This is a genomic window from Streptomyces sp. NPDC058796, from assembly GCF_042745235.1.
Taxonomy (GTDB): domain Bacteria; phylum Actinomycetota; class Actinomycetes; order Streptomycetales; family Streptomycetaceae; genus Streptomyces.
This window is the reverse complement of the sequence record NZ_JBHYOP010000004.1, coordinates 14,730-39,847: the sequence shown is the minus strand read 5'-3', so window position 1 is coordinate 39,847 and position 25,118 is coordinate 14,730. Positions and strand designations below refer to the sequence as shown.

The following is a 25,118-nucleotide window of genomic DNA, read 5'->3' as shown; positions in this document are numbered from 1 at the left end:
ACGCCGGTTCGGCCGACTGAGCCTCTGCCGAACCGGCGTCACCCTTCACGGCACGTGGCGGTCAGGCCGTCGGACGGCCCATCGCCCGGTACGTCCACCCGGCCTTGCGCCAGGCCACCGGGTCCAGGGCGTTGCGCCCGTCCAGGAGCACCCGGGCCGCCACGGCCTCGCCCAGCACCTGAGGGTCCAGCTCGCGGAACTCCCGCCACTCGGTGAGGTGCAGGACGACGTCGGCGCCCCGCACCGCCTCCAGCGCGGAGTCGGCGTACCCGAGCGTCGGAAACAGCCGCCGGGCGTTGTCCATGCCCTTCGGGTCGTACACCGTCACCTGCGCGCCCTGGAGGTGGACCTGCCCGGCCACGTTCAGCGCGGGGGAGTCCCGGACGTCGTCCGAGTCGGGCTTGAAGGTGGCGCCGAGCACCGCGACCCGCTTGCCCAGGAACGGGCCGCCGCCCAGCGCCTGCCGGGTCAGCTCCACCATCTGGCCGCGCTGGCGCATGTTGATCGAGTCGATCTCGCGCAGGAAGGTCAGCGCCTGGTCGGCGCCCAGCTCACCGGCGCGCGCCATGAACGCCCGGATGTCCTTGGGCAGACAGCCGCCGCCGAAGCCGATCCCGGCCCGCAGGAACTTCTTCCCGATCCGGTCGTCGTAGCCGATCGCCTCCGCCAGCTTGGCGACGTCGCCGTCGGCCGCCTCGCACACCTCCGCCATCGCGTTGATGAAGGAGATCTTGGTGGCGAGGAAGGAGTTGGCGGAGGTCTTCACCAGCTCGGCCGTGGGGAAGTCGGTGACGACGAAGGGCGAACCCTCCGCGACCGGCGTCGCGTACACCTCGCGCAGCAGCCGCTCCGCCCGCTCGCTGCGCACGCCGACCACGATCCGGTCCGGGTGCAGCGTGTCCTGCACGGCGAAGCCCTCACGCAGGAACTCCGGGTTCCAGGCCAGCTCGGCCCCGTCACCGGCCGGGGCGTGCTCGGCGAGGTAGGCGGCCAGCCGGTCGGCGGAACCCACGGGCACGGTGGACTTGCCGACGACCAGCGCGGGCTTTGTCAGGTGCGGAGCCAGCGACGCCAGCGCGGATTCGACGTACGACATGTCACAGGCGTACTCGCCGTGCTTCTGCGGCGTGTTCACACACAGGAAGTGCACGTCCCCGAAGGCCGCGGCCTCGGCGAAGTCGGTGGTGAAGCGCAGCCTGCCGCTGGACCCCTCGATCCCGGCGACGTGCTTGCCCAGCAGCTCCTCCAGCCCCGGTTCGTACATCGGGACCGCGCCCCGCTGGAGCATCTCGATCTTCTCCGGCACCACGTCCAGGCCCAGCACCTCGAAACCGAGCTCGGCCATGGCCGCCGCATGGGTGGCGCCGAGATAACCGGTGCCGATCACGGTGATCCTGAGGGCCATGGGTGCTCCAGACGTACGGCGTGGGGTGCGCGCCCGAGCATATCCGGGGCGCCGGGAAAGCCTCGCGGCCGGCTGTCGTCAAGCTCACCTATCCACGAACCGGGGCAGGCTCTAAAATTTGGGTTACTTAACGGTAGTTAGCGTGCCCAGCATCACAGCGTTTTGGAGCGTGAGAGACCTTGGCCGGATCGGCTGACTTCGACCTGTACCGCCCGTCCGAGGAGCACGACATGCTCCGCGACGCCGTCCGCTCCCTGGCCGAGGCGAAGATCGCGCCGTACGCCGCCGCGGTGGACGAGGAGGCCCGCTTCCCGCAGGAGGCGCTCGACGCCCTGACCGCGAACGACCTCCACGCGGTCCACGTCCCCGAGGAGTACGGCGGCGCGGGCGCCGACGCCCTCGCCACCGTGCTCGTCATCGAGGAGGTCGCCCGCGCCTGCGCCAGCTCCTCCCTCATCCCCGCCGTGAACAAGCTCGGCTCGCTGCCGGTGATCCTCTCCGGCTCCGAGGAGCTGAAGAAGAGGTACATGACCCCGCTCGCCAAGGGCGACGGCATGTTCTCCTACTGCCTCTCCGAGCCCGACGCGGGCTCCGACGCGGCCGGCATGAAGACCAAGGCCGTCCGCGACGGCGACCACTGGATCCTCAACGGCGTCAAGCGCTGGATCACCAACGCCGGCGTCAGCGAGTACTACACGGTGATGGCCGTCACCGACCCCGCCAAGCGCTCCAAGGGCATCTCCGCCTTCGTCGTCGAGAAGTCCGACGAGGGCGTCTCCTTCGGTGCCCCGGAGAAGAAGCTCGGCATCAAGGGCTCGCCGACCCGCGAGGTCTACCTCGACAACGTCCGCATCCCCGCCGATCGCATGATCGGTGAGGAGGGCACCGGCTTCGCGACGGCCATGAAGACGCTGGACCACACCCGCATCACCATCGCCGCCCAGGCCCTCGGCATCGCCCAGGGCGCCCTCGACTACGCCAAGGGCTACGTCCAGGAGCGCAAGCAGTTCGGCAAGCCGATCGCCGACTTCCAGGGCATCCAGTTCATGCTCGCCGACATGGCCATGAAGATCGAGGCCGCCCGCCAGCTCACCTACGCGGCGGCCGCCAAGTCGGAGCGCGGCGACAGCGACCTGACCTTCCAGGGCGCCGCCGCCAAGTGCTTCGCCTCCGACGTGGCCATGGAGGTCACCACGGACGCCGTCCAGCTCCTCGGCGGCTACGGCTACACCCGTGACTACCCGGTGGAGCGCATGATGCGCGACGCCAAGATCACGCAGATCTACGAGGGCACCAACCAGGTCCAGCGCATCGTCATGGCGCGCAACCTGCCGTAACCGGCACGCGCGCCGGACGTCCGGGAGGCTCAGTCCTCGTACCCCTCCGCCACCCGCCGCTCCCGCAGCTCCATGATCGCGCGGCGGCGGGCCAGGCGGTGGGTGCGGCGGATCTGGGCCTCCTGGTAGCGGCGCTTGTCCTTCTCGGTCTCGGGGATGACCGGCGGGACCGTGCGGGGCTTGCCGTCGGCGTCCACCGCGGCGAAGACCAGGTAGGCCGAGCCGACCTGGGTGGCGGGCGTGGACTCGTTCCAGCGCTCGGCCAGGACCCGTACGCCGACCTCCATCGAGCTGCGGCCGGTCCAGTTGACCTGGGCCTTCACATGGACGAGGTCGCCGACGCGGACCGGTTCGAGGAAGGCCATCTCGTCCATGGACGCGGTGACGGCGGGGCCGCCGGAGTGCCGTCCGGCCACGGCACCCGCCGCGTCGTCCACCAGTTTCATGATCACGCCACCGTGGACCGTGCCCAGGAGGTTGGTGTCGCTGTGGGTCATGATGTGGCTCAGGGTGGTGCGGGACGCCGAGGTCGGCTTGCCCGGGATCTCCGGAGTCGCCGACCGCGCGGCCGAGGCCTGTTCTGCCTGGTCTGTCATGGCCTCCACCTTATGCCGGGACGACAGGCGCGTGATTTGTGTCAGCTTCGCAACAGCGCCGCCCCTATTTTCCGACGACCCTTGTATGGCGCTCAGGGCGGACCTGCACACTGGTGCGCATGAATGATTGGCCCGAGGGATGGTCCGGTGACAACCGCGGCGGCGGGTACGGACGCGGCAGCGCGAGCGCGCGGCCCGAGAGCGCCCGTGTGATGCGTCAGGTCCGTCGCGGCGCGCCGCCGCCGTCCGGCCCGGGCCCGTCGGCCCCGCCGTACGGCGCCGGGGTGCCGCAGCAGCCGTCGTACGTCGACGGTCAGGGCCACGGGGGCTACGACAGCGGCTACAACACCGGCCAGGTCTACGGCAGCCCCGGCGGTCGTGGCCCCGCCGGTCCGGGCCCGCGCCAGGGCCAGGGCCGGCCCGCGCCCGACTGGCGGCGGCGGATCAAGTGGACCGCGATCACCGTGGTGACCGCGCTGGTCGTGACCACGGTCGGCACCTACTTCTGGGCCGACTCCAAGCTCAACCGCGAGGTCGACCTCTCGAAGGTCATCGAGCGGCCCGAGGCCGGCGAGGGCACCAACTACCTGATCGTCGGCTCCGACAGCCGCGAGGGCATGACCGACGAGCAGAAGAAGGACCTGCACACCGGTTCCGCCGAGGGCAAGCGCACCGACTCGATGATGATCCTGCACACCGGGGACAACGGGTCGACGCTGATCTCCCTGCCCCGTGACTCGGACGTGGAGATCCCGAGCTTCGTCGGCTCCGAGTCCGGCAAGACGTACAAGGGCACCGGCCGGCACGTGAAGCTGAACGCCGCGTACGCGGAGGACGGCCCCGAGCTGCTGGTGCGCACCATCGAGTACAACACCGGGCTGCGCCTGGACCACTACGTCGAGATCGGCTTCGCCGGCTTCGCGAACATCGTGGACTCGGTCGGCGGCGTCGAGATGGACATCCCGCAGGACATCAAGGACCCGAAGTCCGGCGCCGACTTCCAGAAGGGCAAGCAGACCCTGAACGGCGAGGAGGCCCTAGCCTTCGTCCGTACCCGGTACGCGCTGGCCGGCTCCGACCTGGACCGCACGAAGAACCAGCAGAAGTTCCTGTCGGCGCTGGCCAATCAGGTGGCCACCCCGTCGACCGTCCTCAACCCCTTCAAGCTGTACCCGACGATGGGCGCCGGCCTGGACTCCCTGATCGTCGACAAGGAGATGGGCCTGTTCGACCTGGCGAGCATGTTCTGGGCGATGAAGAGCGTCAGCGGCGGCGACGGCACGTCGATGAACATGCCGGTCTCGGGCAGCGTCGGCGGAAACCTCAAGTGGGACGACGCCAAGGTGAAGAAGCTGGTCGAGCAGCTGAAGAACGACGAGAAGGTCACCGTGACGGGCAACTGAGCCCGCCACCGGTCACCGCTTCCCGCAGACCACCTCGTCGCCCCGCACCACCGTGCCCGGCTCGCGCGGCGGGTCCGCCGGCTTCACCTTCACGACCTCCTCGAAGCCGGCGCCCGCGATCACCTTCAGCATCGGGCCCTGACCCTTGACCGGCCGCAGTTCGCTGCCGGGCAGCGCGGCGGCCAGCGACTTCGCCGAGCGGTCCCAGCGGGGGTCGAAGGCGACGACGGTCCGCTCGACCGCGCGGTCGGTGGCGTTCCTGGGCACCTTGGTGGTGCGGAAGCCGGTCGCGGCCAGCGCGTCGTCCACCCGCTTGCCGAGCCCCGGGGTGCGGGTGCCGTTCTCCACCTGGACCCGGATCTGCTTCGGGTCCACCGGGACCCGGACCGGCGCCGGGCCCTTCGGCTTCGGCTTCGGCTCGGCCAGCGGCTCGTCCTCGCGCAGTGCGTCGAAGATCCGCTCGGACTCGGCGGGGTCCCACTTCAGGGTCGAGCCGACGCCCTTGACGGCGAAGCCCATCTGCCCGATCGGCACGGTGGTGAACTCGGACGACGACGGCGAGAAGTTCCGCATCGCCCGCCCCAGCGCCAGCATCTCGTCGGTGCCGAAGCCCTTGTCGGCCCGCACCGAGCCCAGCACCGCCTGGGTGACATCCCGGAACTTCAGCGGGTTCAGCAGCAGCCCCGAGGACGTCGCCCGGTCGATCAGGGCGGCCAGGAAACGCTGCTGGCGCTTCATCCGGCTCAGGTCGGAGGCCCCGTCGAGGTGCCGGGCGCGGACGTACTGCAGCGCCTGCCCGCCCATCAGCGTGTGCGTGCCGGCCGGCAGGTCGAGCCCGGTGTGGCTGTCCTTGAGCGGCTCGGCGGTGCAGATCTGTACGCCGCCCAGCACGTCCACGGTCCTCATGAAACTGGTGAAGTCGACCTCCAGGTAGTGGTCGATCTTCACCCGGGTCATCTTCTCCACCGTGCGGATGGTCAGCTGCGGGCCGCCCTCGGCGTAGGCGGCGTTCAGCTTCACCGGGTGACCCTTGTGCTGTTCGCCGGTGGTGCGGTCGGTGTGGTCGGGCGTCTCGGCGTAGGAGTCGCGCGGCAGGCTGACCACGCTGGCGCGCTCCCGGTCCTCCGAGATGTGCACGATCATGATCGTGTCGGTGCAGTGGCAGGGGGCCCCGCCCAGCCGGTACTTCTGGCGCTGCTCCTCGCTGATCCGGTCGCGGCCGTCGGTGCCGACCAGCAGGACGTTCATGCCGTCGCCGGCCCGCGGCCGGTTCTTCATGTCCTTGAAGGCGTCGACCCGCGTGATGTCCGAGTCCAGGCCGGAGAGCACCGCGTGCCCGATCCCGGCGGAGGCGAGCACCACCACCGACAGCGCGGTCACCGCCCGCGTGGCCCAGCGCGGCCGCCTGCGCCGTACGGGGGGCCGGGGCGGGCGCCTGGAGGCTCCGCGCTGCGGCGGAGGGACGCCCCGGGACGTGGCGGCCGGGACCCGGGGGGAGCGGGGCGGCGTGGGCAAGGTGACACCTCCGCGGGGGACGGGCCGTGCGGCCGGACGTGCGATCCGTGAGCACCGTAGGCCCATACGATCTGCGGCCCGGGGCTGCGACCCCCGCGGCGCGCACCCGTGTCCCCCGTTCGCGGTAACGTGAGCACCGATGAACGCCAAGTCCGACGTGCGGCTGCCCGCCGTTTCCGTGATCATGCCCGTCCTCAACGAGGAACGGCACCTGCGCGGCTCCGTCCGCGCCATCCTCGCCCAGGAGTACGCCGGCGAGATGGAGGTCGTGATCGCCCTCGGTCCCTCGACGGACCGCACGGACGAGATCGCCGCCGAACTCGTCGCCGAGGACCCCCGCGTCCACACCGTGCCCAACCCCACCGGCCGCACCCCCGCCGCGCTGAACGCCGCGATCAAGGCGTCCCGCCATCCGGTCGTCGTGCGTGTCGACGGCCACGGCATGCTGTCGCCGAACTACATCGCCACGGCCGTACGGCTCCTGGAGGAGACCGGCGCGCAGAACGTGGGCGGCATCATGCACGCCGAGGGCGAGAACGCCTGGGAGGACGCCGTCGCCGCCGCGATGACGTCGAAGATCGGCGTGGGCAACGCCGCCTTCCACACGGGCGGCGAGGCCGCCCCGGCCGAGACGGTGTACCTGGGTGTCTTCCGCCGCGAGGCGCTGGAGCAGCAGGGCGGGTACAACGAGGAGTTCATCCGCGCCCAGGACTGGGAGCTGAACTTCCGCATCCGCGAGGCCGGCGGTCTGATCTGGTTCTCGCCCGAGCTGCGGGTCTCCTACCGGCCCCGCCCGTCCGTGCGGGCACTGGCCAAGCAGTACAAGGACTACGGCCGCTGGCGGCACGTCGTCGCCCGCTACCACGCCGGCTCCATCAACCTGCGCTACCTCGCCCCGCCGACCGCCGTGTGCGCGATCGCCGCCGGTGTCGTGGTGGGCGCGGCGCTGACGCCGTGGGGCTTCGTCGTCCCCGGCGGCTACCTGGCCGCGATCGTCGCCGGGTCGCTCCCGGCCGGCAAGGGGCTGGGGCTGAAGGCGCGGGCGCAGATCCCCGTCGCGCTGGCGACCATGCACATGTCCTGGGGCTGGGGTTTCCTGACCAGCCCCAAGTCGCTGGCCAGGAAGGTCATCGCCTCGCGGCGCCCGGCGGTCCAGCCGGACGCGGACGCCGCCGGGACGCGGTGACGTCCGTCAGGACCAGGTGAACGCCGGGTTCACGTGCATGCAGGCGCTGTCGTCCGCGCCGTTGAGCGCCTCGGCCGACTCCGGGACCGTGTTGTCGGACTCGGGTGCCTCGTACGCCGTGCCCTCGCGCCAGTCGGCGCCGACGACGAGGGTGACGCCCGAGACGTCGGTCGACCGCTGCACCGAACCCGCCGGGATGCCGAGGGACTTGGCGACCCGCCGCGCGTCGCCCTCGAGGTCGGCGCTCGGGTAGCGGACGGTGGTGCGCTCCTCGCGGGGCAGCACCGAAGGGTCGGCGACGGCCTGGCCGAAGCCCCGCTCCACCAGCAGCCCGGCGACCGTGTTCGCGCGTCCGCGGGCCGCCGCGAGGGTGTCGGTGCGGGTGCCGTTGCGGACCTGGACCGCGATCTCGCCGTCGGGTGCGGCGGTGTCGGCCGGTTCCTTCGGCGCCTGCGAGGGCTCCTTCTGCTTCGCGTCCCTGCCGTCCAGCGCGATGTCCTCGCGCACCAGCCGGAACAGCTTCTCGGCGTCCTCGGTGGGCTCCACGCGGGCGCCCACGTAGCGGTTGGGCATCGTGGTCATGGTGATGCGCTCCGGCTCCACCTTGCGCAGTTCGTTGCTGAGGTCGTACAGCTTCTTGACGGTGTCCAGGCCCGGGTCGACGGTCAGTGCCCGGGTGGCCTCCTCGGCGAGCCTGCGCAGCTTGTTCGGGCTGCTCAGGGTGGCGTTCTCGCGCAGTGTGCGGACCAGCGAGTTCAGGTACATGTGCTGGGCTTTGGCCCGGGCGAGGTCGCTGCCGTCCTCGAAGCCGTAGCGGGTGCGCAGCCACTGCAGGGCCTGCTCGCCCTTGACCGGGTGGGTGCCCTTCTCCAGTTTCAGGCCGGAGCCGTGGCCCTTGCTGTCGCGCGAGTGGATATTGGCGTCCACGCAGACCGGGACGCCGCCGACGGCGTCCGCCATCGACACCACGCCCGCGAAGTCGACCATGACGAAGTGGTCGATGTGGATGCCGGTGAGCTCCTGCCAGGTGGCGACCGTGCAGCCGGGACCGCCGTGGCCGAGGCTCTGGTTGGTCATCGTCCGGCCCTCGCTCGCCGGGTAGACCTTCCCGTCGTCCGGGTCGGTGCACTTGGGGATGTGCACGAGGGTGTCGCGGGGCATGCTGACGACCGACATGTTGCTGCGGTCGGCGGACAGGTGCACCAGCATCTGGACGTCCGCCAGCGGCGTCGAGCCGAACGTCTCCCGGGCGCCGCCCAGTTGCTGGTTCTCCTCGCTGTCCCGGGCGTCGGAGCCGATCACGAGGATGTTCAGCGGGGTCTGCCCGGCCGCGTTCGGCGTCGGCGCGGCGACCTTGTTGTCGCCCAGGTTCAGCGGGTCCTTCCTGATGTTGCTGTTGAGGTGCTCGTAGTAGAGGTAACCGGCGCCCGCCGTGCCCACTATGAGCACGGCGAGTGTCAAGGCCGTCCAGCGCAGCACCCGGCGGCCCCGGCCCTTGCGGCGTCTGCCGGCCGCGTCGCCGCCCCCGTCACCGGCCTCGTCGACGGCTGCCCCGGGCCGCTCGGCGGCGTCCGGCGCACCCTGCCGCGTTTCCTCCCCCTGCACACTGCTCCGCGTCATCTCCGCGTCCCCTCCCGCCCCCGCGCCCCCGCGCGGGCCCGTCGCCGCCCTGTGAGACGTACGGCGGACCCGTCAGGTCAACTGGCGCACAGCTTCTGGTCGGCCGTGGTCTTGTCCACGTCCGGCGTCTTCACGGACGTCGCGTCGAGCTTGATACCGGCGCCCTTGAAGTCCTTGCCGAGGGTGAGGGTCATGGTGGGCAGGCCCTGGGCGTTGGTGACGCTCTCGCCGGGTTTCATGGCGGCGCCGGACAGGCCGAGGATCTCGGCGAGGGCGCGGGCCTGGTCGGCCTGGTCGGGGGCGTATTCCAGGGTGGTCCTGGCGATCTCGGCGTCGGCGTTGCCGGCGTTCTCGGACTTGGTGACGCCGGCTGTGGTCTGGAGGTAGTTCAGTTCCTGCTGGGCGCTGCCCGCCGGGGCGCCGCCGTTGAGGATGCGGACGCGTACTTCGGAGGGGTCGGACTTCTCGCCCTCCAGGCGGGCGGCGACGGCGGCGGCCTCCTTCTTCTTCTCCGCCTTCTCCTTCTTCTCGACCTCGGTGAAGGAGATGTCGTTCCTGATCGTGTTGAAGACCTGTTCGGCGGTGCCCGGCGCGAGGACGACCGTCACCGGCTTCGGCTCGTCCGGGTTGTCGACCACCGGCACCGTCATGAACGTGATGTTCTTCGTCGGCACCTTCTTCAGCTCCAGGGCGATGTCCTTGAGCGTGCCCACGTTGCCGATGGGCTTGTCCACGGTCAGCGCCTTGGTGGCGGCCTCGGCGAGCTTCACCAGCTTGGTGGGGCTGGTGAGGGTGTCGCTGGAGGCCATCTTCCGCATCAGCGAGCCCAGGAACTGCTGCTGGACCTTGATGCGGTCCAGGTCGCCCTCGTTGCCGAAGGCGTGCCGGGTGCGGACGAAGGCGAGGGCCTGCTCGCCCTCGACCCTGGACTCACCGGCGGGCAGCTTCAGGTGGGACTTCGGGTCGTCGACGGCGTGCTCCACACAGACGTCGACGCCGTCGACGGCGGTGGTCAGCGTCTTGACCGCGTTGAAGTCGGCCATCATGAAGTGGTCGGGCTTGATGCCCGTCGCCTCCGTCACCGTGCGCATGGTGCAGCCCGCGTTGCGGCCGTCCTCGCCGAGGCTCCGGTTGAAACGGACGTTCTGCTCCCCGGGGACGATCTCCGTCGAGCCGTCCTCCTGTGTGACCTCGCAGTCGGGGATGTCGACGATCAGGTCGCGGGGGATGCTGAGCGCGGTCGCGTTGGAGCGGTCCTCGGCGACGTGCAGCAGGATCGTGGTGTCGGCGTGGCCGACGCTGCCCGCGTCGCCGTAGCCCTCGTTGCCCGCGCCGGTGCGCTTGTCGGTGCCGATGATGAGGATGTTGAAGGCTTCGTCCTTCTTGAAGCTGCTGCTTCCGGCGCTGCCCACGTCCGTCGTCGTGACGTTGCCCTCGAGGTGCTTGAGGTAGAGGTAGCCGCCGACACCGGCCGCGAGGACGACGAACGCGGTGCCGCCGCCGCCCCACAGCAGGGCCTTCCTGCCCTTCGGCTTCTTCTTCGCCGGACGGCGTCCGCGCCGCCCCGGCGCCGGCTCCTCGGGGGCCGAGCGGCGTCGCCGCTGGGGCGGGACCTCCCGGCCGGGCGTGGCCGTGCGGCCCGCCGTGCCGGTGGTGCCGCCGTCGTCGGAGGAGGAAGTGCCGCTGTCGCGGGGGGCCGGCCTGCGAGGGCCCGGCACGGGTGACTGCGGTGCGGAAGGGGGCAGTCGCAGTTCGTATTCACCGGTGCGCGGATTCAGTACCCACTGGTCTGCGGGGTCGACGTCGTCTGCCCGCCCACGTCCTTGCGCGTCCACGGTCTCCCAATCCTCCGTAGGGGCCACGCGGCACCTTCTGCCGGAAGGCGCACGATAAAGGGTCAACATGTGCACGACGCCAGGGCGGACCTCGCGGCGGGGGCACCGGAGCGCTCACACTATCCGCCCGGTTCGGCGTGGAACTACTCCGGTGGCGCGCCCGCCATCCCTACAAGCGGGCAAATCCCTCCTATTTTCCTGAGTTCCTACCATCGGTAGGGCGCGTACACATCCATGCACTTACCGGCGTCCGAGCCGTTGAGGGCGTCGCTGTTGTCCGGCAGGTCCCCGGCCTCGGGCTTCTCCTGTCGCGGGTACGACGTGCCGGAGCGCCAGTCGGCTCCCACCACGAGCGTGATCCCCGACACGTCCGCGGACCTGCGCACGGAACCCGCCGGGATCCCCAGTGCCTCGGCCACGCGCCGCGCGTCCCCCGCCGTCTCCGGGCCCGGGTAGCGGACCACGGTCTTCTCCTCGGCGAGGGCGGCCGAGGTGTCCGTGGCCGCCTTGGCGAACCCCTTCCGCGCCAGCGCCTCGGCGACCGCGCTCGCCCGGCCACCGACCGGGCCGAGAGCGGCGGAGCGGGTGGCGTTCTGTACGAGGACGCCGATCTCCGCGTCGGGGGCGGCCGGGTCCTCCCCGGAGGCTCCCCTGCCCTCGCCCTTCCTGCCTTCGTCCCCGGCGTCCTCGCCGCCCCTGTCGTCGAAGGACACGTCCTCGCGGAGCATCGTCCACATCTTCTCGGCGTCACCGGCCGGGAGCAGGTGGTTCTTGTCCTGGGGGTCCTCGACGGTGGGCATCGTCGTCATGGTGATGCGGTCCGTGGGGACGGTTTTCAGCTGCATGCCCAGGTCGTAGAGCTCCTTGACCGTGCCGATCTCCCGCGACACCGTCAGGGACTTCGTGGCGGCCTCGGCCAGGTCCATCAGCCGGCCGGTGTCGGTGAAGACGTTCTGCCCCTTCAGGGTGCGGATCATCGAGTTCATGTACATGTGCTGCGCACGGGCACGCAGCAGGTCGCTGCCCCAGGCGTGCCGGGTGCGCAGCCACTGGAGCGCTTCCTCGCCCTTGACCTTGTGCGAGCCCTTCGTCATCTTCAGCCCGGAACCGCCGGGCACGGCGGGCAGCGGGCGGTCCCACACGTTCTGGTTGACGCAGACCTCGACGCCGCCGACGGCGTCCGCCATCGCCACCACGCCCGCGAAGTCGATCGTCATCCAGTGGTCGACGTAGACGCCGGTGAGGTTCTCCCAGGTGGCCAGCGTGCACCCGGCGCCGCCGCGGCCCAGCGTCTCGTTGATGATGGCGTTGGTGGACGGGTACTTCTCACCGGTCTTCGGGTCCGTGCACGCGGGGATGTCGACCCTGGTGTCCCGGGGGATGCTCACCACGGCGGCGCTCTTGCGGTCCGCGGAGAGGTGGATGAGCATCTGCACGTCGCCCAGGGGCGGGTTGTCGCGGTGGTTCCGGCCGCCGCCCAGGGCCACGTTGGCGTCGGAGGCGCGGCTGTCGGAGCCGATCAGCAGGATGTTCAGGGGCGTCTGCCCGGCCGCGTTCGGCTCGGGCTTGTCCGCCTTGGAGTCGCCGCTGCTGCGCTCGCCCTTCTGGATGTTGCCGTTCAGGTGCTCGTAATAGAGGTATCCGGCGCCGGCCGTGCCGAGTATCAGCACCGAGAGGACTGTCGCGGACCATCGCAGCGCGCGGTGCCGACGGCCGGAGCGACGCCTCCCGGCCCTCCTGTCCGGGCCGGGGCCGTCCCCGGAGTCCCCGCCGCCCCGGGCGGCACCCGGTCGTGTCCGCTCCCCGTGCACACTGCTCTGCGTCATGTCCCTCTTCCCACCCTCGTCCCCGCGAACGTGCCTCGGCGACCTCTCCGTGCGCACAGTTGGACGTACGAGGTGCTCCGTTGGCTGTACGGCGGCGCCGACGGACTGTCGTACTGTCAGACGCTCTCGGGGCCCGTCACGTCACTTCGCGCACTCGACCTTGTCCGCCGTGGACTTGTTGGCCCCCTCGGGAACCTCGGCCGGCGCGTCGAGCTTCGCTCCGGCCTCCTTGAAGTCCTTGCCGAGGGTGAGGGTCATGGCGGGCAGGCCCTGGGCGTTGGTGACGCTCTCGCCGGGTTTCATGGCGGCGCCGGACAGGCCGAGGATCTCGGCGAGGGCGCGGGCCTGCGCGGCCTGGTCGGGGGCGTACTCCAGGGTGGTCCTGGCGATGTCGGCCTCGGCGTTGCCCGCGTTCTCGGACTTGGTGACGCCGGCCTCGTTCTGGAGGTAGCGCAGTTCCTGCGAGGCGCTGCCGTCGGGGGCGCCGCCGTTGAGGATGCGGACGCGGATCTCGGAGGGGTCGGACTTCTCGCCCTTCAGGCGGGCGGCGACGGCGGCCTTCTCCTTCTTCTCCTTCTCCGACTCCTTCTTCTTGACCTCGGTGAAGGAGACGTCGCTCTTGATCATGTCGAAGACCTGCTGGGCCGGCCCCTCCTGGAGGACGACCGTCGCCTTGACCGTCTCGGCGGGGTTGTCGCGCACCGGCACCGTGGCGAAGGTCAGGTTCTTGGTGTTGAGCTTGCCCAGTTCCAGCCCGAGGTCCTTCAGCCTGCCGATGTCGTCCAGCTTGGAGTCGACGGTCAGCGCCTCGGTCGCGGCCTCGGCCAGCTTCACCATCTTCGAGGGGCTGGTGAGGGTGTCGTCGGACTTGAGCTTGCGCATCAGCGAGCTGAGGAACTGCTGCTGGATCTCGATGCGGCTCAGGTCGCCGCCGAAGCCGACGGAGTGCCGGGTGCGGACGAAGGCCAGGGCCTCCTCGCCCTCGATGGTGTGCTTGCCCTTCGGCAGGTTCAGGTGCGAGTCGGGGTCGTTGATGTCCTTCGCCAGGCACACCTCGACTCCGCCGACCGCCGAGGTCAGCGTCTTGACCGCGTTGAAGTCGGCCACCATGAAGTTGTCGGGCGTGACTCCCGTCAGCTCGGTGACGGTGCGCATGGTGCAGCTGGGCGTACGTCCGCTCTGGCCGAGGCTGTTGTTGAATCGGACGCCGGTGGACCCGGGGATGACCTTCATCGTCCCGTCCTCCTGCGTGGTGGGGCAGTCGGGGATGTCGACGATCAGGTCGCGGGGGATGCTGAGGGCGGTGGCGTTGGAGCGGTCCTCGGCGACGTGCAGCAGGATCGTGGTGTCGGCGTGCCCGGCGCTGCCCGCGTCGCCGTAGCCCTTGTTGCCCGCGCCGGTGCGCTTGTCGGTGCCGATCAGCAGGATGTTGATCGCCTCGTCCTTGCGGAAGCCTCCGGTGCCGGCGCCGTCGTCGGGCAGCGACTGGATGTTGTCGTTGAGGTGCTGCAGGTAGAGGTACCCGGCCGTGCCCGTGGCGAGGACCACGAACGCCATGGTGCCGACGGTCCACAGCAGGATCTTCCTGCCCTTCGACTTCTTCTTCGCCGGACGCCGCCGTCCCCGCCGTCCGGGAGGCGGCTCCTCGGGCGCCGAGCGGCGCCTGCGGGGAGGGGGGACCTCACGGCCCGGGGCGGACGGGGGAGAGGGGGCTGCGCTGCGGGGGCCCGGGATTCTCGACTCCGGTGCGGAAGGGGGTGGTCGCAGTTCGTATTCACCGGTGCGCGGGTTGAGTACCCACTGGTCTGCGGGGTCAATGTCTTCCGCCCGCCCACGGCCTTGCGCGTCCACGGTTGTCCGAATCCTCCGTCGGGGCCACGCGGCGCCCTCCCCTCGAGGCGCCAGGTCTGGCTCACTGAGTGCGCGGCCCCGGGCATCACCTCGTGGCCGGGCACACCGGCCCGATCACATTAGCCTCACCGTTCCTCACCGGGCGACGCCCGTGACACATTCCACGAACCTTACAACTGGGCATTCCGGCGCATTTATTGGACAACTGTCCGCACTTCCGTGCTCGTGCCGCGTACCGCTCGTCCCGTCCTGGAATGCGTTTTACTCGCAGATGTCTTCGGCGGCGGTGTTCCCGCTGAACGTCGGTGCCGGGGAATCGCCGGTTCCGGATTCTCCGGATTCTCTTGGCTCCCGGGGGCCGGGCGACGCCTCCCCGTCGGTCCCCGCCGCGACCGCCACGGGCTTGTCCGTCCGCAGGCGGGTGAACAACTCCTCCGCGTCCGGCTCCACGAGTTGGTCGCGATTGGCGTCACCCGCGTACGACTCCCGCGGCACGGTCAGGAATTGCACGCGCCCGGTGGGAATGTCGCGGAGACCCCGTACGAGGTCGTACAGACCACGAAGGTTCGCCAGATCGGGGTCCGTCGTGAGCGAGGAAGTGGCCGCGTCGAGAACGGGATACAGCTTCACGGGATTCAGCAGGACGCCATTGCTCTGCACCTTGTTGACGAGGGCGCCCAGAAAGCGCTGCTGCCGGTCCATCCGCTCGGTGTCGCTGCCGTCACCGAGCGATTTGCGGGCCCGGACGTAGCCGAGGGCCTGCTCCCCGTCGAGCGTCACCCGGCCCGCGGGCAGCCGCAGCTCGGCGGCCTCGTCGTTCACCGGCTCGCGCAGGCACACCTCGACGCCGTCGAGCGCGTCGACCATCTCCTTGAAACCCTCGAAGTCGACGACCACGTGGTGGTCGATCCGGATGCCGGTCAGCTTCTCGACCGTCCGGACCGTGCACGCCGATCCGCCCACCTCGTAGGCGTAGTTGAACTGGGCGAACACGGGCTCCGAGCGCTTCCCGTCCGAGCGGCGGCAGCCGGGCACGTCCACCATGAGGTCGCGGGGGAGGGAGACGGCGGTGGCGCTGTCCCGGCCCGCGGCCAGGTGCAGCAGGATCGTGGTGTCCGACCGTTCGGTCCCGTCGTTGCGCCCGTAACGGGCGTTGCCTTCGCCGGAACGGGTGTCCGACCCGATCACCAGGACGTTCTGCGCGCCGCGGACCAGCGCGGTGGGCCGCTCCCTCTCGTACCGGGCGAGCTCGGCGGCCGCCGCCTCGTCCGCGGTGATGTTGCCGCTCAGCTTGGCGTAGACGGCCCATCCGCCCCCCACGGCGCCGGCGGTCAGCACGGCGACCCCGGCCCCGGCCCACCCCAGCCGTCGCCTCCGACGCCGCCGCCGCAGCCCGTCCCCGGTCGCGGACGCCCCCGCACCGGCCCCGGGGTCACCGAGGGGCGTGCCCGCGTCGTCGTCGCTCACGTCTTACTCCGTCCCGCACACGTGCGCTCCTACGACCATGACCCGAGCGGACGCGGAAGACGGAACGGGGCTACGCCGAACGGGGCCCCGCGGATGGCACGGGCGGGCGCCGGGGGCGCCCCCTCCGGGGAAGGCACCCCGCCAGCGCCGGGCCGCGCGCCCCCCGCCGGTGCCCGCCCGACGTCGGACACGCACCCCGCCTCACCCCGACGCCGGCGGGCACCTCACCGAGCCGTGGCCGAAACCCGCTCCGCCTCGATCCGCTGGTCCAGCACCCCGTCCCCCGCCCGTTCCAGATGCCGGCACAACACCACCGACCCCCCACTCGCCAACGGCCCGTACAACCCCGCGCTCAACCCCTCCCACGTGTCGTACGGCAGCCCCGACAGAATCCGCGCCCCCGGCCCCGTCAGCCCCAGCCCCGACGCCTCGGCCCGAGCCCGCTCCACGACCTCCGCCCCGCTGAACTCCCGCCCGGCCACGATCAGCGCGGGCGCCTCCGGATCCACCGGCACGTACGGTGCGAACCGGTCCCCCTGCCCCGGCACCTCCACCGCGTAATCGGCGAAGCCCTCCGGCACGGCCGGTGCGAACCGCCCCCCGAGCGGCCGCAGCGCCAGCGCGATCCGGGGACCCGAGCACGCCCGCGCCGCCTCCAGCGACTGCGGGTCGGGCCCGCTCACCACGACGTCCGCCGCCGCGGCGTCGCCCGCCACGTCGGCGACCACACCCACCGACGCGCACGCCAGCAGCCACACCGCCGTCTGCCAGTGCGCGGGCAGCAGCAGCGCGACCCGGTCGCCGGGTTCGACGGACAGTTCGTCCTGGAGCAGATTCGCGGTCTTGGCCACCCAATTGGCGAAGGTGGCCACGGACAGTTCGACGCGTTCGCCGGTGGCGTCGTCGTAGAAGGTCACCAGCGGGCGTCCCGGGTCCGCGGCGAGCGCGGAACTCAGCAGGTCGGCAGGGGTGCGATCGGTCGCGTTCATCCGCGCAAGGGTACGCGGGCCCGCCCCCGCGCACCGAGCGTACGGCGTACCGCACCGCCACCGGATCGGGCGAAAACACCCTACGGCCCGTCAGTTCACCATTGGACAGATTTGTACATGAATGACCACGATCCCTTGCATGCGTGGATTCCTTGCTTCCTCGATCGGTGTCACGTGTGCGGCGGCCCTGGCCCTTCCGCTCACCCCGCCCGCGTCGGCGGCAACCACCCCCGCGAACCGAGGAGCGACGCCGGCCGGGGCGTACGCCCCCGGCAGCACCCAGTCGCTGCCCCTCGCCCCCCTCGGCCGGGACCGCGCCCCCGGCGCAGCCGAACAAGGCGTCCCCCGCCGGGGCGTACCGCACTTCTCGATGGTCGGCGTCGTCTGGGACGACCCGGCCACCGAACTGCACGGCCAGGTCCAGGTCCGCACCCGCGCCGCCGCCACCGGCGTCTGGTCCGGGTGGCAGGAGTTGGAGACCCACAACGCCGACCACGCCGCCGACCCCGGCACCCCCGAGAGCACCTCGGGCCGCGTCCGCGGCGCCACCGCACCGCTGTGGGTGGGCGAGTCCGACGGCGTGGAGGTCCGGGTGCGGGCGGACAGCGCGCCGGGGGCCGCCCGCACCGCCTCGCACACCACCGGATCGGCCCGGCACACGGCCTTCGCGCTGCCCACCGGCATGCGCCTCGAACTCGTCGACCCCGGCGGGGGAGCCCCGCCCGCGCCGGAGGACGGCCCTCGCACCACCACCGCCGGCCCCGCCCCGCTCGGCGCCCGCGAGATCCCGGCGGAGCGGCAGCGGGCCAAGCCGTACACCGGCCCCCGTCCCGGCATCACCACGCGCCGCGGCTGGGGCGCCGACGAGAAGTTGCGCGAGAAGAAGCTCGTGTACACGAAGAAGGTGAAGGCGGCCTTCGTGCACCACTCCGCCACCGGCAACAACTACCGCTGCTCGCAGGCCCCGTCAGTCATTCGCAGTATCTACCGCTACCACGTCAACAGCATGGGCTGGCGTGACCTCGGCTACAACTTCCTCATCGACAAGTGCGGAAAGATCTACGAGGGACGGGCCGGGGGAGTGGGCAAGCCCGTCCTCGGAGCGCACACCTACGGCTTCAACTCCAACAGCATGGGCATCGCCGTACTCGGCACCTACAGCTCCAAGAAGCCGTCGTCCGCCGCCGTGAAGGCGATCGCCCGGCTCACCGCGTGGAAGCTCGGTCTCTCCGGGATGAATCCGCGCGGAAAGACATACCTGAAGTCCGGTGGTGGCAATCTCTACCGAAAAGGTAAGAAGGTACGACTGAACGTCATCTCCGGGCACCGTGACGGCTTCGCCACGAGCTGCCCAGGCAAGAAGCTCTACGGCAAGCTCGGCACGGCCCGCTCGACGGCGGCGAAGTACCAGGGCCGCTGAGGGCGGCACACCGCACGACCACCGACGGCGCCGAGGAACGGTCTGCATACACTGGCCGGCCGAAAGACAGTTCGGCCGGTCCCGGCAGGAAGCAGAGACGACGGTGACAGAAGCGATCCTCCTGGTCGGGGGCAAGGGGACGCGGCTGCGTCCGCTGACGGTGCACACACCCAAGCCCATGGTCAGGGCGGCGGGGGTGCCGTTCCTCACGCACCAGCTGGCGCGGGCCAAGGCCGCGGGCGTCGAGCACATCGTCCTCGCGACGAGCTATCTGGCCGAGGTCTTCGAGCCGTACTTCGGCGACGGCTCGGCCCTGGGGCTCCACCTCGAGTACGTCACCGAGGAGGAGCCGCTCGGCACCGGCGGCGCGATCCGCAACGTGGCGTCCCGGCTGCGCTCCGGCCCCGAGGAGCCGGTGCTGATCTTCAACGGCGACATCCTGACGGGCCTGGACATCGGGGCGCTGGTGCGCACCCACGAGACGACGGGCGCGGACGTCTCCCTGCACCTGACGCAGGTGACCGACCCGAGGGCGTACGGCCTGGTCCCGACGGACGACACGGGGCGGGTGCTGGCCTTCCTGGAGAAGCCCCAGACCCCCGAGGAGATCGTCACCGACCAGATCAACGCGGGCGCGTACGTCTTCCGGCGCTCGGTCATCGACACGATCCCGGCGGGGCGGCCCGTCTCGGTCGAACGCGAGACCTTCCCGGAACTCCTCGCCACCGGAGCGCACCTCCAGGGCATGGTCGACTCCACGTACTGGCTGGACCTGGGCACGCCGGCGGCCTTCGTGCGCGGCTCGGCGGACCTGGTCCTGGGCCGTGCCCCGTCCCCGGCGATACCGGGCCGCTGCGGGGACCGCCTCGTCCTGCCCACGGCCCGGGTGGCACCGGACGCCAAGCTGGCCGGCGGGACGGTGGTCGGAGAGGGCGCCTTCGTGGCGGAGGGGGCGCGCGTCTTCGGCAGCACGATCCTTCCGGGCGCGGTCATCGAACCCGGCGCGGTCATCACCGACTCCCTCATCGGCACGCGCGCCCGCGTCGGCACCCGTTCGGTCCTCACGGACACGGTCATCGGGGACGGCGCGGTCATCGGCGCCGACAACGAACTCCGCTCCGGCGCCCGCATCTGGTGCGACGCCCACATCCCGCCGGCGGCACTGCGCTTCTCGTCCGACGCGTAGGGCTCCGGCGGTGGGGCGGGGCGGGGTGCCTGCGGCGGCCTGTGCGGGTTGGGTGGGGGTGCGCGTAGCGCGTTCGGCTGTGCTGTGGGTCGGGGCCGCGCCCGGGGGTGTCCGTCCTCGTAACGGCGCGGAATCGGCCGGCCACAGAAGTGAACGGCGCGGAGGCGCCAGCCGCTGCGGGCGGGCACCCCCGACACGTCTCCTTCCCGCCGTACGCGGACAGCCGCCCGCGCGGGGGCGCGCAGCCGCCGCGTGGGTGCTGCGCCGGCGTGCGCGGCTGCGGGGCGCCGTCCCGCCCCGGCTGCGGGCAGTCGTGCCTCCCCAGTGCCTGAACGGCCGGAGAGGTGCCCCCAGGGCGGCACGGGCGGGCGGTGGGGGCACCTCCCGCCCGAGCGAAGCCGAGAGTGAGCGAAGCCGAGAGTGGGGGAGGCATCCCGTGGCGCCGGGCCGCGCGACCCACCCCCGACGCCCACACCCGCGCCGGGTGCGAAGGAGACCCCGGTCGACGCGCCCCACCTCACCCGCCGACCCCTACCGTCACAACCGCTCAATACCCCGCGGAGCCATCCGCGGCGCCCGCCGCCCCGGTGCCCGCCCGCTCAGCAGCACCAGCCGAGCCGCCCGATGCCGCTGCCCGGCATACGGCTCCAGCAGCCGCAGCATGACGGAGTCGTCCGCGTACCGGTCCCCGCCCAGAGCGAACCCCACGATCCCCGGCAGGTGCAGGTCCCCCACCGTCACCGCGTCCGGCGCACCGTGACTGCGCTGCACGGTCTCCGCGGACGTCCACGGCCCGATCCCGGACACGATCTCCAGCCGCTCCTGCGCGGCCGCCGGCTCCATCCCGGCCGCTTCCTCCAGCCGCGCGGCGACCCGCACCGCCCGCAGGATCGTCGACGCCCGCTTGTTGTCGACGCCGGCCAGGTGCCACTCCCAGGACGGGATCAGCGCCCACGTCCGCGCCGCCGGCATGACGTACATCCGCGCGGGCGCGGGCCCCGGTGCCGGCTCACCGTACTTCCGTACGAGCAGCCGCCACGCCTGGTACGCCTCCAGCGTCGTGACCTTCTGCTCCAGGACCGAGGGGATCAGCGACTCCAGGACCAGTCCGGTCCGCGTCAGCCGCAGCCCCGGACGCCGGTGCGCGGTGTGCGCCAGCAGCCTGTGCCTCGGCACGAACGCGGACGGGTCGTCCTCGGCGCCCAGGAGCCGCGGCAGCTGTTCGAGCAGCCATTCCGCTCCCGGCCCCCAGGCCTCGCCCCGCACCTCGCCGCCGCGTGCGGTGACCCGCAGGGTGCCGGGCCCGGCGGGCGTCCGGCTGGCCCGCCACACCGACCCGTCCGGCATCGTCCGGAAGGTCGGGTCGCCCGGCCCGCGCCGCAGCGGCCCGAGGACCAGCCCCAGCTCCAGCGGCCCGTCCGGCACCCACACCCGTGCCTTGCCCGGTGCGGCGGCCTGCCGGGGCACGGCGGGCGAGGGCGCGACGGTGTCCCCGCCGCGCACCGTGGCGCGCGTGGGGCGGGGAGCGAAACGTCCTGCCACGAGAGAGGTCCTTGGGACGAGGGGAAGGAGAAGCTTCTACGAGGGTAGAGGCTCGCCCGGACAGCTCACCGGACCTCGATGAACGCCCCGGCCTCCCGCTCCGGCCGGGGCCGGGGTTCCTCCGCCGGGTGACCGACGGCGACCGCGCCCATCGGGTCCCAGTCGTCCGGCAGTCCCAGTACCTCCCGTACGACACTTCTGCAGAACATCGTCGAGGACACCCAGGCCGAACCCAGCCGCTCCCCGGCGAGCGCGACCAGCAGGTTCTGCACGCCCGCGCCGGCGGCGACCACGAACATCTCCCGCTCGGCCCCGTCGCGCCGCTCGTCCCCGTAGGTGTGCGAACCGTCCATGACCAGGCAGGGGACGACGAGGTACGGGGCGTCGCGCAGGACGTCGCCGCGCCGGATCCGCTTGGTGATGGATTCCTCGGTCTTGCCGTCCCGGCGCAGGTCCGCGACCCAGGCGTCGCGCATCGCGTCCAGCAGGCGGGTGCGGGAGTCCTCGGACTCCAGGAGTACGAAACGCCACGGCGTCGTGTGGTGCGGGGCCGGTGCCGTCACCGCCGCCGCCACCGCGCGGCGCACGGCGCCGGGGTCGACGGGCTCGTCGGTGAAGGCCCGTACGGTACGGCGCTGGGTGACCGCCTGCCGGACCGCCTCGGAGGTGCCCAGCCGGAACATGTCGCCGTGTGCCCCGCGGACCAGCGCGCGGGCGCCCTCCCCGTCCTCCTCGCAGACCGCGTGCGGGAGGCCGCGCACGACGGCGACCGGCAGACCCGCGGCCTTGCCCTTGACCAGGTCGCCCGCGGCGGCGAGTTCGTCGGCGGTGGCGACGATCGTGGCGCTGAGCGGATTGCCGTGCGTGTCGGTGCCGCCGCGCAGGTCGTCCAGGACGCGGACGCCCGCGGCGCCGATGGCCATGTCCGTGAGGCCGGACCGCCAGGGGCGGCCGAAGGTGTCCGTGACGATCACGCCGACGTCGACGCCGAGTGCGGCGCGCAGGCCCTCGCGCAGGGTGCGGGCGGAGGCGTCGGGGTCCTCGGGGAGCAGCAGGACCGTGCCGGAGGCGGTGTTGGAGGCGTCCACCCCGGCCGCGGCCATGACCAGACCCTGGCGGTTCTCCACGATGCGCAGCGTGCCGCGCCGGGCCACCACCCGTACCGTCTCCGCGTCGATCGCGGCCTCCCGGTCGGCGGCCCGGACGATCCGGCCCTCGGCCTTCGAGACGATCTTGGAGGTGACGAGCAGCACGTCCCCGTCGGCGAGGGCGGGCTCGGCCGCCGCGATCAGCTTGGCCAGGTCGTCGCCGGGCGCCACCTCGGGCAGGCCGGGGACGGCCCACACCCGGTAGCCGGGAGCGTCGTCGATCATGCCTCGCGCACCTCCTCCGCCAGCGTCAGGGCCTCCCGTGCCATCTGCGCGGTCGCGTCGAGGTCGGTCATCATCAGCGGCACGGCGCGGCACAGGATGCCGGCCGCCTTCACGCGTGTGACGGACTCCGCGTCGACCGTGTCGACGAGCCAGCCGTCGAGCAGCCCCGAGCCGTAGTGCTCGGCGACCGCCGCGGCGGTGGACTCCACGCCGACCGCGGCGAGGACCTTGTCGGCCATCCCGCGCACGGGCGCGTCCCCGACGATCGGGGAGAGGCCCACCACCGGCACCCCGGCGTCGGCGATCGCCTCCCGGATGCCGGGCACGGCGAGGATCGTGCCGACCGAGACGACCGGGTTGGAGGGCGGGAAGAGGATGACGTCCGCCTCCGCGATGGCCTCCAGCACGCCGGGGGCCGGCTTCGACTGCTCGGCGCCGACGGGGACGACCGCCTCGGCGGGGACGGAGGCCCGCAGCCGTACCCAGTACTCCTGGAAGTGGACCGCCTTGCGTTCGCCGTCCAGTTCGACCGCGACGTGGGTCTCCACGCGGTCGTCGGTCATCGGGATCAGGCGTACGCCGGGCTTCCAGCGGTCGCACAGGGCCTCGGTCACCGCGCTCAGCGGGAACCCGGCGGTGATCATCTGGGTCCGCACGATGTGCGTGGCGAAGTCGCGGTCGCCCAGGCCGAACCACTCGGGGCCGGCACCGTACGCCGCGAGCTCCTCCTTCAGGTGGAAGGTCTCGTCGGACCGCCCCCAGCCCTGCTCCTCGTTGATGCCGCCGCCGAGCGTGTACATCACCGTGTCGAGGTCCGGGCAGACCTTCAGCCCGAACAGGTGGATGTCGTCCCCGGTGTTGCCGATGACCGTGATGTCCGCGTCCGGCGCGGCCTGCTTCAGACCACGCAGGAACCGGGCACCGCCGATGCCGCCTGCCAGAACCACAATGCGCATGGCCCCAGTCTTGCAGGCGGGTACGACAGTGCGTCAGGCAGTCGTCACCGCGCCCGTGTCCGTGTTCCGCGCGGTGGCCGAGCACTGCGGGGAGTGCATGGGCATCTCGGTCAGGCCCGGGAAGTAGACGTGCAGGCTGACGGCCGGCTCCAGCGCGTCGTTGACCACCTCGTGCACGTGTCCCGGGGCGAAGACCTTCTGCGTCCCCGGCCGCAACGCGCGCGTGCCGCGTTCCGTGTGCTCGGTGAGGGCGCCCTCCAGGACGGTCCACACGCCGGAGGAAGGGCCGTGGTCGTGGCGCCCGCTGCCCTGGCCGGGCAGCCAGGACAGAAGCCAGACCTCGTAACCGGGGCCGGTGCGCAGCCGGTGGTACCAGCGCGTCGTCGCGTCGTACCGGACGAGGTCCTGCCACGCGGACCGGTCGGCGGCCAGGGAGCGGACCAGGCCGGTGAACTCGGCGACGGTGGCCGGGTGCTCGCGCGGCGCCTGGAGGAGGTGGGGGACTTCGAGGATGTCGCCGGCGATCTGGAGGTCGCTGTCGCTGTTCATGGGTGGGGTGAGTCCTCGGCGGGAGAGTCAGGAGGAGAACAGGAGAAGGGAAAGTCGCGGGATCGCTCAGTGCGCCCTGGTGGGGCGGGGAGAGACAGGCACGGGTCGCGTGGACCCGGGAAACGGCCGGAGCGCGGTAGGGCTCAACAGCCGGAACAGCAACAACAGCTACGGCGAACGTGGGCAGCACCGTGTGACCCGGCGGTGCGGGTCGGGGTGAGCGCCAAGTTCGCGAGCATGCCCACAAGGACAGCGGCTCACACCGGCACTGTCAACTCGATGCCCGTTATGTGGGACATGTTTCACCTCATCCGGTTCATCTGGCAGATGAAAGGTTTGCTCAGGCGGCTTCCAGGACACATGGCGCACAAGCCGGGCGCACAACCCCCGTTGCGATCCTGTGATCCGAATGTGATCAGCTTCGCTTCGGCGTGTGTATCGGAACGGGATCGAACGCCCGGGCGTCCTTCCTGGTGCGGACTCTGCGCGGGGCGGGTGCCCCGGTGGGCCTCGTTGGGATGTCAAGGTTTATGGCGATTTGAACACTTTCCGCATGGCCTTGGTTCCGCAGAGTGAATAAGGGGCCCAATAGCAGATCCCGGCTTGACTCGCCCGGAGCAGCACACTTGTAATTTCACTCGTGTCGTTCAGCCGGAATCGATAACGGCTGGATCACGGGGACGCGAAAGACAGACGAGGGGCGCACATGACCGAGCTGGTGCAGCAACTGCTGGTCGACGACGCGGACGAGGAGCTCGGCTGGCAGGAGCGCGCACTGTGCGCCCAGACCGACCCCGAGTCCTTCTTCCCCGAGAAGGGCGGCTCCACCAGGGAGGCCAAGAAGGTCTGCCTCGCCTGTGAGGTCCGCTCCGAGTGCCTCGAGTACGCCCTTGCCAACGACGAGCGTTTCGGTATCTGGGGCGGCCTCAGCGAGCGCGAGCGCCGCCGGCTGAAGAAGGCCGCCGTCTGACACGACGACGGGAACTGCGGTGACGGCCCCCCTCGGGTGGGTTGTCCACAGGCGGCGGGCCGTCGTTCGGCCCAGCCGATAGTGTGGGCGCT

Annotated in this window: 19 protein-coding genes; 6 read left to right on the top strand and 13 right to left on the bottom strand. The window is 71.5% G+C overall.

Features of this window, described 5'->3' with window-relative positions; translation table 11 throughout:
• Positions 1 to 61: 61 nt before the first annotated feature.
• The gene (locus tag ACFW47_RS12025) at positions 62 to 1,405 is read right to left on the bottom strand and encodes a UDP-glucose dehydrogenase family protein (RefSeq protein WP_386288311.1); all 1,344 of its coding nucleotides are present in this window, start codon (positions 1,403 to 1,405) and stop codon (positions 62 to 64) included.
• A 179-nt stretch (positions 1,406 to 1,584) separates the two neighbouring features.
• Here ACFW47_RS12025 and ACFW47_RS12020 point away from each other — a divergent pair, with 179 nt between their 5' ends.
• The gene (locus ACFW47_RS12020; RefSeq protein ID WP_386288312.1) at positions 1,585 to 2,742 is read left to right on the top strand and encodes an acyl-CoA dehydrogenase; all 1,158 of its coding nucleotides are present in this window, start codon (positions 1,585 to 1,587) and stop codon (positions 2,740 to 2,742) included.
• 29 nt (positions 2,743 to 2,771) lie between these two features.
• Here ACFW47_RS12020 and ACFW47_RS12015 read toward each other — a convergent pair whose 3' ends face one another.
• On the bottom strand, positions 2,772 to 3,338 hold the full coding sequence (locus ACFW47_RS12015; protein ID WP_386288314.1) for an acyl-CoA thioesterase: 567 nt from the start codon (positions 3,336 to 3,338) through the stop codon (positions 2,772 to 2,774).
• 119 nt (positions 3,339 to 3,457) lie between these two features.
• Between ACFW47_RS12015 and ACFW47_RS12010 the strand changes: the two genes are divergently transcribed.
• Positions 3,458 to 4,741: an LCP family protein gene (locus ACFW47_RS12010; RefSeq protein WP_386288316.1), complete on the top strand. Its 1,284-nt coding sequence runs from the start codon at positions 3,458 to 3,460 to the stop codon at positions 4,739 to 4,741.
• Between the two features lie 12 nt (positions 4,742 to 4,753).
• Here the strand turns inward: ACFW47_RS12010 and ACFW47_RS12005 are convergent, their stop codons facing one another.
• Positions 4,754 to 6,121, bottom strand: coding sequence for an LCP family protein (locus ACFW47_RS12005; protein WP_386305696.1), 1,368 nt, complete (start codon positions 6,119 to 6,121; stop codon positions 4,754 to 4,756).
• 274 nt (positions 6,122 to 6,395) lie between these two features.
• On the opposite strand from ACFW47_RS12005, the gene ACFW47_RS12000 reads away from it, so the two are divergent.
• Positions 6,396 to 7,442 carry a glycosyltransferase family 2 protein gene (locus tag ACFW47_RS12000; RefSeq protein ID WP_386305695.1) on the top strand — a complete coding sequence of 349 codons (1,047 nt, stop codon included), beginning with the start codon at positions 6,396 to 6,398 and terminating at the stop codon, positions 7,440 to 7,442.
• Between the two features lie 6 nt (positions 7,443 to 7,448).
• Here the strand turns inward: ACFW47_RS12000 and ACFW47_RS11995 are convergent, their stop codons facing one another.
• The 6 genes from ACFW47_RS11995 to ACFW47_RS11970 all read right to left on the bottom strand — a co-directional run bounded on the left by ACFW47_RS11995 (position 7,449) and on the right by ACFW47_RS11970 (position 17,030).
• The gene (locus ACFW47_RS11995; protein WP_386305694.1) at positions 7,449 to 9,062 is read right to left on the bottom strand and encodes an LCP family protein; all 1,614 of its coding nucleotides are present in this window, start codon (positions 9,060 to 9,062) and stop codon (positions 7,449 to 7,451) included.
• 77 nt (positions 9,063 to 9,139) lie between these two features.
• Positions 9,140 to 10,897, bottom strand: a complete 1,758-nt coding sequence (locus tag ACFW47_RS11990) for an LCP family protein (protein ID WP_386288324.1) — start codon at positions 10,895 to 10,897, stop codon at positions 9,140 to 9,142.
• A 206-nt stretch (positions 10,898 to 11,103) separates the two neighbouring features.
• Positions 11,104 to 12,723 (bottom strand): LCP family protein, encoded by a 1,620-nt coding sequence (locus ACFW47_RS11985; RefSeq protein ID WP_386305692.1) that lies wholly within the window; start codon positions 12,721 to 12,723, stop codon positions 11,104 to 11,106.
• A 141-nt stretch (positions 12,724 to 12,864) separates the two neighbouring features.
• Positions 12,865 to 14,574, bottom strand: coding sequence for an LCP family protein (locus tag ACFW47_RS11980; protein WP_386288328.1), 1,710 nt, complete (start codon positions 14,572 to 14,574; stop codon positions 12,865 to 12,867).
• 261 nt (positions 14,575 to 14,835) lie between these two features.
• On the bottom strand, positions 14,836 to 16,041 hold the full coding sequence (locus ACFW47_RS11975; RefSeq protein ID WP_386305691.1) for an LCP family protein: 1,206 nt from the start codon (positions 16,039 to 16,041) through the stop codon (positions 14,836 to 14,838).
• 224 nt (positions 16,042 to 16,265) lie between these two features.
• Positions 16,266 to 17,030, bottom strand: a complete 765-nt coding sequence (locus tag ACFW47_RS11970; RefSeq protein ID WP_386288332.1) for a TIGR03089 family protein — start codon at positions 17,028 to 17,030, stop codon at positions 16,266 to 16,268.
• Positions 17,031 to 17,169: 139 nt separating this feature from the next.
• Between ACFW47_RS11970 and ACFW47_RS11965 the strand changes: the two genes are divergently transcribed.
• Positions 17,170 to 18,450 (top strand): N-acetylmuramoyl-L-alanine amidase, encoded by a 1,281-nt coding sequence (locus ACFW47_RS11965; protein ID WP_386305689.1) that lies wholly within the window; start codon positions 17,170 to 17,172, stop codon positions 18,448 to 18,450.
• 103 nt (positions 18,451 to 18,553) lie between these two features.
• Entirely contained in the window at positions 18,554 to 19,636 is a 1,083-nt protein-coding gene (locus tag ACFW47_RS11960; protein ID WP_386288335.1) for a sugar phosphate nucleotidyltransferase, read from the top strand.
• 537 nt (positions 19,637 to 20,173) lie between these two features.
• Here the strand turns inward: ACFW47_RS11960 and ACFW47_RS11955 are convergent.
• The 4 genes from ACFW47_RS11955 to ACFW47_RS11940 form a co-directional block, all read right to left on the bottom strand.
• Positions 20,174 to 21,178 (bottom strand): DNA-3-methyladenine glycosylase family protein, encoded by a 1,005-nt coding sequence (locus ACFW47_RS11955; RefSeq protein WP_386288337.1) that lies wholly within the window; start codon positions 21,176 to 21,178, stop codon positions 20,174 to 20,176.
• 65 nt (positions 21,179 to 21,243) lie between these two features.
• Positions 21,244 to 22,551, bottom strand: coding sequence for a coenzyme F420-0:L-glutamate ligase (locus tag ACFW47_RS11950; RefSeq protein WP_386288339.1), 1,308 nt, complete (start codon positions 22,549 to 22,551; stop codon positions 21,244 to 21,246).
• Positions 22,548 to 23,507 carry a 2-phospho-L-lactate transferase gene (cofD, locus tag ACFW47_RS11945; protein ID WP_386288340.1) on the bottom strand — a complete coding sequence of 320 codons (960 nt, stop codon included), beginning with the start codon at positions 23,505 to 23,507 and terminating at the stop codon, positions 22,548 to 22,550. The genes ACFW47_RS11950 and cofD overlap by 4 nt, the downstream gene beginning before the upstream one ends.
• A 33-nt stretch (positions 23,508 to 23,540) precedes the next feature.
• The gene (locus ACFW47_RS11940; RefSeq protein ID WP_386288342.1) at positions 23,541 to 24,056 is read right to left on the bottom strand and encodes a cysteine dioxygenase; all 516 of its coding nucleotides are present in this window, start codon (positions 24,054 to 24,056) and stop codon (positions 23,541 to 23,543) included.
• A 706-nt stretch (positions 24,057 to 24,762) separates the two neighbouring features.
• On the opposite strand from ACFW47_RS11940, the gene ACFW47_RS11935 reads away from it, so the two are divergent.
• Complete coding sequence (locus ACFW47_RS11935; RefSeq protein ID WP_003975777.1) at positions 24,763 to 25,026, top strand: WhiB family transcriptional regulator; 264 nt, start codon at positions 24,763 to 24,765, stop codon at positions 25,024 to 25,026.
• Positions 25,027 to 25,118: the final 92 nt, after the last annotated feature.

Coding starts and splice junctions, on each gene's coding strand:
- ACFW47_RS12025 (WP_386288311.1), bottom strand. CDS start 1,405: ATGGCCCTCAGGATCACCGTGATCGGCACCGGTTATCTCGGCGCCACC.
- ACFW47_RS12015 (WP_386288314.1), bottom strand. CDS start 3,338: ATGACAGACCAGGCAGAACAGGCCTCGGCCGCGCGGTCGGCGACTCCG.
- ACFW47_RS12010 (WP_386288316.1), top strand. CDS start 3,458: ATGAATGATTGGCCCGAGGGATGGTCCGGTGACAACCGCGGCGGCGGG.
- ACFW47_RS12000 (WP_386305695.1), top strand. CDS start 6,396: ATGAACGCCAAGTCCGACGTGCGGCTGCCCGCCGTTTCCGTGATCATG.
- ACFW47_RS11995 (WP_386305694.1), bottom strand. CDS start 9,062: ATGACGCGGAGCAGTGTGCAGGGGGAGGAAACGCGGCAGGGTGCGCCG.
- ACFW47_RS11985 (WP_386305692.1), bottom strand. CDS start 12,723: ATGACGCAGAGCAGTGTGCACGGGGAGCGGACACGACCGGGTGCCGCC.
- ACFW47_RS11970 (WP_386288332.1), bottom strand. CDS start 17,030: ATGAACGCGACCGATCGCACCCCTGCCGACCTGCTGAGTTCCGCGCTC.
- ACFW47_RS11965 (WP_386305689.1), top strand. CDS start 17,170: ATGCGTGGATTCCTTGCTTCCTCGATCGGTGTCACGTGTGCGGCGGCC.
- ACFW47_RS11950 (WP_386288339.1), bottom strand. CDS start 22,551: ATGATCGACGACGCTCCCGGCTACCGGGTGTGGGCCGTCCCCGGCCTG.
- cofD (WP_386288340.1), bottom strand. CDS start 23,507: ATGCGCATTGTGGTTCTGGCAGGCGGCATCGGCGGTGCCCGGTTCCTG.
- ACFW47_RS11940 (WP_386288342.1), bottom strand. CDS start 24,056: ATGAACAGCGACAGCGACCTCCAGATCGCCGGCGACATCCTCGAAGTC.
- ACFW47_RS11935 (WP_003975777.1), top strand. CDS start 24,763: ATGACCGAGCTGGTGCAGCAACTGCTGGTCGACGACGCGGACGAGGAG.